The following is a 12,375-nucleotide window of genomic DNA, read 5'->3' as shown; positions in this document are numbered from 1 at the left end:
AAATATAACAGTGGTGTGACACGAGAGAGTATCTAGATACAAACAGTTCTATGATAAATTATCTTTATATAAAAACTTGAATTACTTTAATAACTGACTTGTCAATATTAACAAACTTGATTTAAAAATAGGGTGTGTTGTCCTCTTACTAACGACCTTTCTACAACCTAAAACTCTATGAAAATTTTAATGCTATCTTCTACTTTTCCTTATCCACCAACACGTGGGGGAACTCAAGTAAGAACATATAATTTACTGAAATACCTCCGTCAACAGCATATTATCACCCTAGTCACTCAACGAGAACCTGACGTTACAGAGACGGAAATCAAAGAATTGCGAGAGAGTGTTTCTCATCTTGTTCTTTTTAATCGCCCGCAAGACTTAAGTACATCCGGAGGACTACTGAAGAAGGCACAACGTTTTGCTACTTTTCTCTTTCAAGGTACGCCGCCGAGCGTTTTAAACCGTTACTCTGCTGAAATGAGCAATTGGATTGAGAGTTTTGTACAAACAGGAAAATGTGACGCGATCGCATGCGAACATAGCGTGAATGAAATTTATATACGCCCCTATTTTCAAAAACAGATTAAAACAGTGGTGAATGTTCACAGTTCGGTTTATGGTACTTGTCGCAACCAACTAGAAACTGGTATCTCAGAAAATAAATTAAGAGACAAACTTTATCTACCTCTTTTACGTCGTTACGAGCAACGCTACAGCTCTAAATTCTCAGACATTGTAGTTACGACGGAAGAAGATAGGATGCAAATGCAGGAGTTTAATCCTAAAAGCGATATTGCCGTGATTCCTAATGGGGTTGATTTAGATTTGTTTACTCAACGGACTACCGATCCCGGCGGACATCGCTTAATTTTTATAGGCGCAATGGATAATCTAGCAAATATTGATGCTGTCTGTTTCTTTAGCAATGAGGTTTTGCCAGAAATTCAAAAAATTTACTCAGATACAACTTTCGATATAGTTGGTTCTCGCCCCACACCAGAAGTTTTAGCACTTAGAGAGAAACCTGGAATTACCGTCACTGGACGTGTACCTTCAATGGTAGATTATTTACATAAAGCAACTGTCTGCGTTATTCCTATGCGGACGGGATTTGGTATTAAGAATAAAACTTTAGAAGCAATGGCTGCAGGTGTACCCGTTGTTGCAGGCGATCGCGGTTTGGAAGGGCTGGCTGTAGATGGAGCAGGTGTACCACCTAGGGCATTGCGAGCCAATCAACCAGCCGAGTACGTTAACGCGATCGGTCAGTTATTTGAAAACCCGCAATTACGAGCAGAATTATCTCGGAACGGCAGACAACTTGTAGAAACAGATTTTACTTGGGAAACGGCTGGTAAAAGATACGAACAAGTTTTACAGTGACCACCTGACCAGTGCTGGTTAATGTTTTTGCCTTCGGATTTATAGCGTCTTAATTTATGAAGGCAACATTAGCTGTCGAATAAACGTCTGGTAAGTCACATAAATGTCTGGCTTGAAAATAGAGCGTAGGGTGGGCAATGCCCACCGTTAGATGTTGGTGGGCATTGCCCACCCTACTAAGGATAAGAAGTGTTCGTGCCCAATTATCAATTTATTTATTCTATTATGAGAGTTTTTATATGATTGAGACTATAAGGGGTTTTCAGGAAAGAAGTTATCCCATATTGTGGGATGGGTTTTTAGCTAGTCTTTAATGAATGGCAGGCTAGAAGCTCCGTACTATATGAAATTTTGGGAGATTGTTTATTTGGAAATCCTTAACAATCGGCATCAACTTTTCCCAAGGAGAATATCTTGCAATTTTAAGACAAATAGTATACTCTTTTCGCCATATAATTTACGTAAAACTCCTGTGTTGTGAAACATACCACTGCTATGTCTGCTAGGAAAACAGACCCTTTGAAAATTTGGTTGATAGCGATCGCAGCGACGTTCAGTTTATCACCAATCCTTATTTGCTTAGCATTTACCAAAATGGAGGGCTTGTCAACAGAACAAAAAATAGAAACTAGAACACAAGCAATCTCAACAACTGCCACTTTCTTTCTGGGATTGGTAGTGATGATGAATGCTTACTTTACTGCAAAACGTGTAGAAGCTACCCGAATAGGAGCAGCCGCAGCAGAAAAAAGTAATGAAATTGAGGCACAAAACACTCAACTAACCCAGGAAAAGCTGATTGCAGAAAAATTTATGACTGCAATTACCCAACTCGGACATGAGAGTGTTGCCACAAGAACAGGTGCTATTTATACCCTAGAAAAAGTAGCTCGCGATTGTCCCAAAGAATACTGGACGATTATGGAGATACTGACTGCTTTTGTGCGAGAAAATTCCGTTGAAGAACAGCAAGGGGAAATTTTTGACAAAAGATTAAACATCCGTACAGATATTCAAGCAGCGCTTACTGTTATCGGTAGACGCGAAGCAGAGAGAGACTTACCTAACCAAAAAATTGATTTGCGGAATGCGGACATCAAGAGGGCTGACTTGCATAAAGCCAACTTGCAACAAGCAGACTTGCGCGGCGCGGATTTATCCGAAGCAGATTTACGCGGTGCGGATTTGTCCGAAGCAAATTTGGAGAATGCAAAACTTTGCGAATCTGTTTTGTATGAAGCTAACCTGCAATCAACAAACTTGGAAGAAGCCAATCTTTCTGGGGCAAATTTAAATCGTGCTTGGGTATGTGGAGCCAACTTACGTGCAGCCAATCTTTCAGGAACTAGTTTGCGCGGAGCAAACCTACAAGGAGCAAATCTATATAAAGCTAATTTGTACGGTTCTAATTTAAAAGTTACTAACCTACAAGGGGCAAAACTATTTCTTGCTAATTTACAAGGAGCAAAACTAGGAAAAGCCAACTTACAGGGAACGGGATTGATTGGAGCGAATCTGCAACAAGCAAACCTGAATGGAGCGAACCTGCAACAAGCAAATTTGAATGCTGCAAAACTACAGCACGCAGAAGTCTTTTTTGCTAACTTATCAGAAGCAAGTCTCCGAGAAGCCGACCTGAACGGAGCAAATCTCATGGGGACAAACTTACAAATGGCAATTCTGGATGAAGCTAACCTTTGCGGGGCAAACCTGATAGGAGCTAATCTCAGTATGACAAACTTAAGTGATGTCAAACTTGACGGAGCTATCCTAACAGGTGTTAAAAATTTGGAACCGCATCAAATTACAGTCGCTTCGGGTGATGTGACAACTCGCCTACCAGAAAACGTCGATCTACCAAATCATTGGACGCAAATCAGTTAATTCACACTTTTGTTAATATTCCATAAGCTGTGTCACAATTCATTTGCACAATATGTGCAACAGGGTGCGTCCCTCATTTCATGGATTTAAGATATTTAAATTTCTACTTTATTTTAATCTCACGCCAAGGCGCAAAGCCCTTTAAAATTGTGTTATCCCAGTGATATCATGTTCGGTTAAACGCTTATAATATTTGTAGGTTGGGTTGAGGAACGAAACCCAACATGAGTGCAGAGTTTGTTGGGTTATCCTTTTTTGGATGCTTCAGATAGCAAAAAAAGATCTACTTTCATTGTTGCTGTCAAAGACGTGACATTTGCAACACGACCTTAAAAAATATCCATGAAAAAACTCATTCTCTTGTCGCTCTTCGTGATTCTGGTGCTATGTAGATTGGTGGGTGATGCTGTTGTGAATAGCGCACCAGCGTCTGCTTCAGATTGTGAGATCGCCACCCATTCCGTCCCGATTAGCAATGGAACGTTGTTCTACAACCAGGTCGGTACCGGACAACCGATCTTACTGCTACATGGACTATTTGCCGAAAAAGAGCAGTGGAACAGTATGATGTGTCAGTTGTCTCTTGCGGGCTATCGGGCGATTGCTCCGGACTTACCGGGCTACGGCAAGAGCACTCTTGTCGTAACGAGAGACTATGCCCTAGAGAATCAGGTAGCACTGCTGCACCAATTTATGAATCAATTAGGAATTCGCTCCTTTGATGTGGCAGGGAGTTCCATGGGGGGAGCAATCGCCACCCTTTACAGCCAACGTTACCCGGAACAATTGCGTAGCCTTGCCTTTATCGGTTCACCTTTAGGTGTGGTTGATTGGGCTTCGAGCGTCAAAAATGCCATCTTTGACGGTATAAACCCCTTTATTCCAATCGATGAAGAACAGTTTGACTTAGAAATTAGCCTGCTGTTTGTCACACCTCCCACCATCCCTGATTCTGTTAAAACAGAGCGAGTGAACGACTACATCGCTCGTAACCGTCACTATCAACAGATTTGGGACATCGTGAACCTGTACGATGATGTTCTTTGTCAGCGGCGTCAGGGACAATCGACTCAACTTCCGACCCTTGCTATCTGGGGAAGAGAAGACAAGATCTACGACATTCGTGGAGCCGATCGGCTGCAACGCTGTATTCCTGGGAGCCAAACGATCCGATTACCAAAGGCAGGACATTTGCTGCTTATAGAAAATTCAGAGGAGGCAACTGTAGATTACTTAAAATTTCTCAATGTGTCTCACTCTATTGGTCAACGGAGAAATTCATGAGTTTAAAACTATATCTACTGCGACACGGAGAAACAACTTATAGCCGAACAGGTGGTTACTGTGGTACGACAGATCCTGAGTTAACCCCAGAAGGGACTTTAATGGCTGAGTCTTTTGCCGAGGCATACAGTAAAATACCTTGGAATGCTGTGTATGTCAGTCCCATGAAACGCACCATTGCTACAGCTAAACCATTATGCGATGCAATTAGAATGGAAATGCAATTGCGGGATGGATTGAAAGAAATTAACTATGGTGAGTGGGAAGGCAAAACAGCAGATGATGTCAAAGAACATTATGCAGATGACTACATCCGTTGGTTAACAGAACCTGCTTGGAATCCCCCGACAGGTGGTGAAACATCTGTTCAAATTGCTAGTCGCGCTTCTTTAGTAATTTCAGAAATTGAGAAAAAGTATCCTACGGGTAATGTTTTGGTCGTGTCGCATAAGGCAACAATCCGAATTATCCTATGTAGTTTGTTGGGCATTGATTTGGGTCGGTATCGCGATCGCATTAATGCACTTGCGGCTTCTGTGAGTATACTCAAGTTTGATACCCACGGTCCTTTACTGGAAGTGTTAGGCGATCGCTATCATATGCCAGAACATTTGCGTGCTATGCCAGGAACGTAGTTTGAACTCAAATACAATTTTTGTGGAACGGGTATTTTGCCCGTTTCATTAACCGCACTCCGCTATTGCAATCAGATATAATTAGTTATCCTTTTTTGGATGCTTCAGATAGTAAAAAAAGATTTACTTTAGTTTAAAGTATCAGGATTGACCCATGCTGTTTTTATAAGCGAAATCATCGCAAGAGTCGTAAACATTTACGTAACACTTCTGATAACACATGGTTTCATTACAGCATAGTGCAATTACCAGTACTTAATCCGCGTCAACATTCTTAATGGAAAATTTTGGGGAAAAATGGGCTTTTAGATGCGACCGAATTTAAATAGATTGCAGCTTCCGATAATTGGGTGTACATTGGGAATACAAATAGAGCCATAGGAGAAAAACCATGTTTGAGGCAGCAGCCGCTACGCCAAAAGAAACGCGGCTTTCCATTCGCGCAACGGAGCCTGAAAAGGCAATACTGGCAGAAGCGGCACGAATACGGCACACGAATGTAAGCAAGTTTGTACTGCAAGCATCGCTTGATGCCGCAAGTGCTATTCTTATGCATCAAACCGAGTTTCGCTTGCCGCCCGACCAGTGGCAAGCGTTCTGCGAACGTCTTGACGCGCCACCGAAAGTCGTTCCAGAATTGCAGCGGCTCTTTAGCGACCCGGATCCGTTCTAATGCAAAGTGAGCCTTTAAATGAGCCTGTTCTGCTGACCAAAAGTCACATCATTACGGGTTTCGATTGCGGCAAGCCACCGCTTAATGATTTCCTGATGAAATACGCTTTGCAAAATCAGGCAAGCGGTGGAGCTAGAACCTACGTCCTGACACGTGCCGAACGTGTCATCGGCTATTACAGCCTTGCCCCTGCATCCGTATCGCCGGACGATGCTCCCGCTCGCATCGTAAAAGGACAAGGGCGTTATCCTGTGCCGGTTATCCTTATGGCGCGGTTTGCAATAGACAGAGGCGAACAGGGAAAAGGTTTAGGCAAAGCCATGTTCCGCAACGCACTACGCCGCTCCCTGACGGGGGCCCAAACCATCGGTGGTCGCGCTTTTCTTGTCCATGCCAAAGACGAGGAAGCCCGCGCCTTTTATCTCAAATTCGGCATGGAAGAATCCCCAACCAATCCCCTGCACCTGCTTTTACTCTTCAAGGACATTCGACTATCGCTTGAAGCCGCAGGATAAGTTTTCGACGCAGAAATCAAAATCTCTGCGATTTTTAGAAATTGGTTTTAAGCAGGAGAATTATGAGTTGATGAATAGTTTGAACTCAAATACAATTTTTGTGGAGCGGGTATCTTGCCCGTTCTATAAGATGATGCTTGAAGCAGTCATTTTTAAGCGAGTTTGCTCAGGACAAAAGCGACTAGAAATCCCAAGACGACGATGAGACCAGCAAAATCATGCGCTTGCTCGAAAGCCTCTGGAATCATTGTATCTGTAATCATTGCTAAAATTGCACCTGCAGCTATAGCAGTCGTTGCAGCAATAACTTCTACAGAAAAGTGACTGAACAAAGCATAGCCTAAAAGCGCTGCTATACCAGAAATGATGGCGATCCCTCCCCACACACCAAAGATGTAAGCAGTTGAACGCCCTGCTTTTTTCATACCAGCAGCACTCGAAAGTCCTTCTGGAACGTTAGACAGAAAAACAGCTGCCACCGTTACCCAACTGACAACTCCTCCCCCAATCATACTGACACCAATTACAATAGACTCAGGAATGCCATCCAGCAATGCGCCTACTGCGATCGCTAGTCCACTGCCACTATTTTCCTCCTCGGATGGCTGTTGTGTACCCGATCGCTTGCGATGTTTCGCACCTTGATGGGATAGCAACCAAGTAGCGGCTGTGTATACAACTGCACCACTTACAAATCCGATCGCTGTTGAATCAAATCCACCACGCTTATACGCTTCATCCATCAGTTCAAATGCCAGTGCCGAAATCAGTACGCCCGCACCAAAAGCCATAACTGCAGCGATCGCCCGTTGGGAAATTTTGGCATAGTAACCTATTGCCGAACCCAATAGCAGTGCTGAACCACCAACCAAACCCCAAAAACCTGCTTTTAACCAAAGTGGAAACATCAGACACACTAACTTTCTGCGCTCAATTTTTGAAATTGCGATCTATCTCAAAGTTGCCATAAATAAGATGAAACTAGTGTCAACCAAAAGCAGTAAAATTTTAATTCTTGCATGAATCAGCATAAGACTACTTCGGGCTAAGGTATGCCAGAAGCCATAGGGCAAAGCGTTCTAGTCCAACCAACAAAGCAGTAATGCCTACAGCCAGACCAAACAAAACTAGGTTGTTTTCATTGCTAGCTTTTAAGGCAAAGCTTAAGGATGTGGCAACGGGTGGAGGATGCATAACATCTAACAGAATCATCAGCACGATTGTAACGATCGTGGCAGTTCCGCCAGACATATAACCCGAACCCAATAGCATATATGTTAAAAAACCGATCCCTGCTGCAATCATTTGGGAAATGGCTAGAGTTCGCATCGTATTTGTACCATGATGGGGATCGAGATAAATGAGAAAGGCGCTGGAGGCAAGGGAGGCAAACAACAAACGCTGGCGAGTTAGTACCTCCACTAAGGCAAACACGCTTAATATGACCACTGTTGGGGCAGTAGCTAATGCCAACTCACCCTTCCAATTGAGGCGACTGCGGAGCGATTTAAGCGATTTAGCTCTACCTTCCAAAGGCTTTAAGCTGGAATGATGAGGTTTCATCTAAAAACCTCCGGGAGTGCGGACACTACGTAACTTTAGTTCGTGGACGCCAGTTGCTCTACTTGGGGAGACCCCAAGACCGCACTGGCTCAGGAAGCACGACACGGCTCGTTTTAACGAGCGTCCAAATATCCTAGAATGCATAGCTGTAACCGTCCTTTGCATGAATACGCTTGCAGTATTTATAAGAGATTCCTTGAATTAATCCAGTTTTGGTAGAAATATTGAAACTGCCAGTAGCACGGGTAGCAATTCTGCCAACATATTGACCAATCTTTTTACCACTAGTGACGATAGCTTTAACAATGTCGCCAGTTTGGAAACCAAAGTGAAACTTAGTTCTAGAACAATGGCGATTTGGAAAACCGTATTTGTCAGTACGACACATTTGTCTTGTTCCATGACCAATGGCTGTAATCAATAATGGTTTAATACCTTTGACGATTAATTTTTCTGGTGTAGATTGACCGACACAACAAGCATCAAAATAGTGAGTTTTAGGCAAGTTTCGTTGAGTTCTATTCAACTTAGTCAAACCGCCACTACCTGTTTCTACTGGCAGTCCAGTCGCTTTTAAGGATTCCAGCAATGCAAATCGAGTTGTGTTAACTGCGGCTGCATCTGCAAGTGGAAGCTTTGCTTGCTTTAAAATTTTCTCCAATCTTGTTGGGTCTTTTTTGAGAAAATCTTTAATATCTTTTGTCCCTTTTTTAAGGTTACACTTTTCGCAACTTAAGGTGAGATTTGTAATTGAGTTACTCCCTCCTTTTGCTCGACATTGAATATGTTCTATTTGAAGTAGAATATCTTTGATACGACAGTAAGCACATTGTCTGTTCCATTTTTCTAAAAGATATTCTCTAGTTTCGTAACCGAAAAGTGTACCCTGCTGATATTCTTTTCCTTGAATATTTGGATGGCGAATTAATTGTATATCAAAGCATACTAATTCTTGACTAATCGCTTCAATTGGTGCAACTTTACGTAACCTTTCTACCCAAGTCTTGATGTTGTCAATTCGGCTTTTTAGGCTTGGGGAAAGCCAACCTTCTCGACGTTGCTTTGGATAAGGTTGTTTGTTGCCTTTCCTAAACCATTCGTGTAGTGGTGGTTGGCGATATCTGGTTTTGCGATTTCTCCGACTTCTACGGAGTTGTTTTCTAGATGTCAGTGATTCTCTAATTGCAAAACCTCTGTGTTTTAGTTCGGCAGCAAATATTACTTCTCCCGATACATCGTTAACTAAAGCAATTCCTGTTGTTTTAGAACCAGGGTCAATTTTGATTCTTAAGGGTTGAACGGGTGCATCTGGACATGCTTCTTTGAGAATTAAGGTAAAGGGAAAGTGTTTAAAGACTGCTGCTTTACCATTTCTAAGAAGTTGTCTTGCTTGGGCTGGATGGATTGGATTTAATGGTTTTTTGTTGGTATCAATTACAAAAACTTTGGACATAAATGTCCCTCCTTACGGGTAAAGTTATCTATGCCTCCTTCGTCGGCACGCTTCGCGAACGACAATATTAACGGTCGGTACTTTCCAAACAACACTGGCTTTAAACCTTTATATCTGTATGTACTTGACAACCCATTGCAGCCACAAAACACTCACACTTCAAGCGCCATCTGGACTTCACCATCGTCACCAGCTTGACCGTCATCGACTAACTGTCATCACACCCCATAAACAAGGGAGACCCCCACACCCAAGGATTTTTGTCAACCCCCCTACAAAGGCTTATCTCAAAAAACCCTTTCTCTATCACAGTTTTGCAATTGTTAAGAAAGATGCGGGTAATGGATAGGCTTCAAGCAGGGGGTTGCTTACCGGATACTTCTATCAAGCTGCGGTTCGGGTGAATGGCGTTGTTCTCCCTGCTGAATCTCGCGCTCTAAGAAATAATTCAGCAAGGTTCGCAGCAAGACGATCGCGCCCAAATTCAAAATATCCTGGCGAGTAGGTGCTACTGCCGTCCGCAAAATATCGCTGGCGACAGTGAATTCCAAGCCCAATGCTAAAACTCGACCCAATTGCAGACGAACTCCCTCTGTGGCATCAAAATGTTGTTTGGAGCGTGAGAATAACAATCGCAAATAGGCAGCAATGCCTCGAAGCACTGCTCCGCCAATCACAATTGCTGCTGCAATTTCTGTGCCTGCTGCCAAATAACCGACAATGACTTTGAGCCATATCTCCAAAGGAGTCGTTTCCCTAGTCTCCCCTCTACCTTCCACGTTCAAACTTAACAGCAGAACTAGTCCTATGATGAGTGCTAAGGGCAATAACAAATTAATCAATGAATCCCGTGATGTCTCTCTTTTCATACTTCCTTGAAGGAAAAGAACAGAATTATAAACTAGCCTTCAGTGGAGACCATTTAGAAAATTTACTTTGTCTCTACAAAAAAGTGTTAGCTAATTTTTCAGATGAGGTAAATACAAATTGCGTTCGTCCAAAAACAAAATCTTCTAACAGCAGAGAATGTTTTAAAAGTGGTATTGAGTCAATTTGCGGGTAATTTTTGGCAACATTGTCTGAAAACCGTTATTCTGTCTTGGTTTGAAAATTTACGACATTAGAGTCAAAAAAACCACGATCGGCAACGAAAAATCAAGCCCTTTTCAACGTGAGTTCGATGGGGATAAAAAATAGCAGGAGGCAGTGCAGGCAAATCTTTTGAGTAAAGAGCAATAGAAGGTTTTTTGGCAAATAGATGCAAGCTGCTAAACCAGCCATAAAGTAAATCTTAAACCACCAAATGTATTGTGTGGATTGGATAGAACGAAGTGATATCATGTCCGGCAAATTAGTTATCATAAAACCTTAGCAAACTTCTTTGCGACTTTGCGACTTTGCGTGAGGTAAATCACAATTGTTTAATCGGACATAATATGACACCTAAGAATTCGATTAAATGTTGGGTTTCGTTCCTCAACCCAACCTACACTCCTTAATATGGGCGCAATGCCTTGCGCCCCTACCAATGTACTTCTTTTACCTGAAAAATGCTATCTGTATATGTGGGGTGGGCGTCCTCGCCCGCCTTCTCTAGAAAAAATGAACACCTGTCCTCTAGCAAAAATGGACACCTGCCCTCTCCCCATTAAAGGCTCAAGAATTTTTCCACACAACGGACAAAAATTTCCACTCCCATTGCCAATGCAGTTTCATCAAAATCAAACCGGGGATGGTGGTGGGGATATGCCAAACCCTTTTCAGGATTTGCAGAACCCAAAAAGAAATAACACCCAGGAACCTCTCTCAAGAAGAAAGACATATCCTCGCCGCCCATGGTTTGGCATTCTGGGACAATACCAGCAGGGGTTTCTACAACTTGTTCTGCAACCGATCGCACAAATTCTGCCATTCCAGCATCATTAATCGTTGGAGGATAATGCGAGTAGTATTCCAAGTCATAACTTGCCCCATGACTTTGACAAATACCCGCAATAATTTGTTCGATACGTTGTTTAAAGAAACCCTCAAATGCAGGATTAAAATACCTGACAGTGCCGCTCATTTTTGCAGTATCAGCTATCACATTCCACTTGGTTCCTGCATGAAGCTCGCCCACTGTCACTACAGCAGAATCAATAGGATTCACATTCCGAGCAACTATGGTTTGTAAAGCATTAACAATTTGAGCAGCAACGACAACTGAATCTACAGTTTGATGGGGCATAGCACCATGTCCCCCCTTACCCAAAATGGTACATTGAAAAATTTCTGTTGCTGCCATCAATGCACCAGCCCGGACACCTACAGTTCCTAAAGGCAAATTATTCCATAAGTGTAAACCGATAATTGCATCCACATCGGGATTTTTCAGCACCCCTGCGTCTATCATCGGCTTTGCACCTCCTGGAGATTCTTCTGCAGGCTGGAATATCATTTTGACAGTACCAGCAAAAGATTCTCGGTGTTTGTGGAGATAATAAGCTGTACCCAGAGCAATTGTTGTATGCCCATCATGCCCGCAAGCATGCATCCTGCCATCGTGCTGGGAACGGTATGGCACTTCATTAAGTTCTTGAATGGGTAAGGCATCCATATCCGCTCGAATTGCTAGAACTTTGGGGATTGGGGAACTCGGGGTCCCCTCTGGGGATAAGGGGCGATGGGGATTGGCGATTGGCGATTGGGAAGATTCGTCTTTAACCTCCAGTCCCTTATTGCCAGTCCCTAGTCCCTCTATAATCGCAACAATCCCAGTTTGAGCAATACCAGTTTGATGCTCTATACCCCATTCTTGCAATTTTTGAGCAATAAACTCAGAAGTCAATTTTTCTTGAAAACCAAGTTCTGGTCTTTGGTGTAAATATCTCCGCCACTCAACCAATTGGGGTTGCAGGGAACGAATGGACAAGCGAACGCGAGATAAATCAACAGATGTGGAATTTGGGAATGTAGAAACCATATGAATGATGAATGGTA

General features: G+C 42.8%; 11 protein-coding genes and 1 pseudogene. 6 read left to right on the top strand and 6 right to left on the bottom strand.

The features are described from left to right. Positions 1-177 precede the first annotated feature (177 nt). The 6 genes from ACKTT2_RS39200 (at position 178) to ACKTT2_RS39175 (ending at position 6,380) form a co-directional block, all read left to right on the top strand. Positions 178-1,389 (top strand): glycosyltransferase family 4 protein, encoded by a 1,212-nt coding sequence (locus tag ACKTT2_RS39200; protein ID WP_407896633.1) that lies wholly within the window; start codon positions 178-180, stop codon positions 1,387-1,389. A 495-nt stretch (positions 1,390-1,884) separates the two neighbouring features. After that, entirely contained in the window at positions 1,885-3,273 is a 1,389-nt protein-coding gene (locus tag ACKTT2_RS39195; protein WP_407896631.1) for a pentapeptide repeat-containing protein, read from the top strand. A gap of 342 nt (positions 3,274-3,615) precedes the next feature. Beyond that, positions 3,616-4,557, top strand: coding sequence for an alpha/beta fold hydrolase (locus tag ACKTT2_RS39190; protein WP_407896629.1), 942 nt, complete (start codon positions 3,616-3,618; stop codon positions 4,555-4,557). Further along, positions 4,554-5,192 carry a histidine phosphatase family protein gene (locus ACKTT2_RS39185; RefSeq protein WP_407896627.1) on the top strand — a complete coding sequence of 213 codons (639 nt, stop codon included), beginning with the start codon at positions 4,554-4,556 and terminating at the stop codon, positions 5,190-5,192. Before ACKTT2_RS39190 ends, ACKTT2_RS39185 begins: the two co-directional genes overlap by 4 nt. Positions 5,193-5,583: 391 nt before the next feature. Continuing rightward, on the top strand, positions 5,584-5,865 hold the full coding sequence (locus ACKTT2_RS39180) for a type II toxin-antitoxin system TacA family antitoxin (protein ID WP_407896625.1): 282 nt from the start codon (positions 5,584-5,586) through the stop codon (positions 5,863-5,865). Beyond that, on the top strand, positions 5,865-6,380 hold the full coding sequence (locus ACKTT2_RS39175; protein ID WP_407896623.1) for a GNAT family N-acetyltransferase: 516 nt from the start codon (positions 5,865-5,867) through the stop codon (positions 6,378-6,380). The genes ACKTT2_RS39180 and ACKTT2_RS39175 overlap by 1 nt, the downstream gene beginning before the upstream one ends. A gap of 152 nt (positions 6,381-6,532) precedes the next feature. Here ACKTT2_RS39175 and ACKTT2_RS39170 read toward each other — a convergent pair whose 3' ends face one another. From ACKTT2_RS39170 to ACKTT2_RS39150, 6 genes and pseudogenes are all read right to left on the bottom strand, one after another. Continuing rightward, positions 6,533-7,288, bottom strand: coding sequence for a ZIP family metal transporter (locus ACKTT2_RS39170; protein ID WP_407896621.1), 756 nt, complete (start codon positions 7,286-7,288; stop codon positions 6,533-6,535). A 127-nt stretch (positions 7,289-7,415) separates the two neighbouring features. Then, complete coding sequence (locus tag ACKTT2_RS39165; protein WP_407896619.1) at positions 7,416-7,943, bottom strand: HPP family protein; 528 nt, start codon at positions 7,941-7,943, stop codon at positions 7,416-7,418. Positions 7,944-8,076: 133 nt separating this feature from the next. After that, positions 8,077-9,396: an RNA-guided endonuclease IscB gene (gene iscB / locus ACKTT2_RS39160; RefSeq protein ID WP_407896617.1), complete on the bottom strand. Its 1,320-nt coding sequence runs from the start codon at positions 9,394-9,396 to the stop codon at positions 8,077-8,079. A 368-nt stretch (positions 9,397-9,764) separates the two neighbouring features. Next, on the bottom strand, positions 9,765-10,265 hold the full coding sequence (locus ACKTT2_RS39155) for a DUF1622 domain-containing protein (protein WP_407896615.1): 501 nt from the start codon (positions 10,263-10,265) through the stop codon (positions 9,765-9,767). A gap of 320 nt (positions 10,266-10,585) precedes the next feature. Then, a pseudogene (locus tag ACKTT2_RS52440) lies at positions 10,586-10,677 on the bottom strand (IS982 family transposase); the annotation flags it as partial. 367 nt (positions 10,678-11,044) lie between these two features. Then, complete coding sequence (locus tag ACKTT2_RS39150; protein WP_407896613.1) at positions 11,045-12,358, bottom strand: M20 metallopeptidase family protein; 1,314 nt, start codon at positions 12,356-12,358, stop codon at positions 11,045-11,047. Positions 12,359-12,375: the final 17 nt, after the last annotated feature.

Origin of the sequence: Scytonema hankhaensis NUACC26 (assembly GCF_045865695.1) — a bacterium.
Lineage (GTDB): Bacteria > Cyanobacteriota > Cyanobacteriia > Cyanobacteriales > Nostocaceae > Scytonema.
The sequence above is the reverse complement of the archived record's forward strand: the minus strand, read 5'-3'. Positions and strand labels throughout refer to the sequence as shown.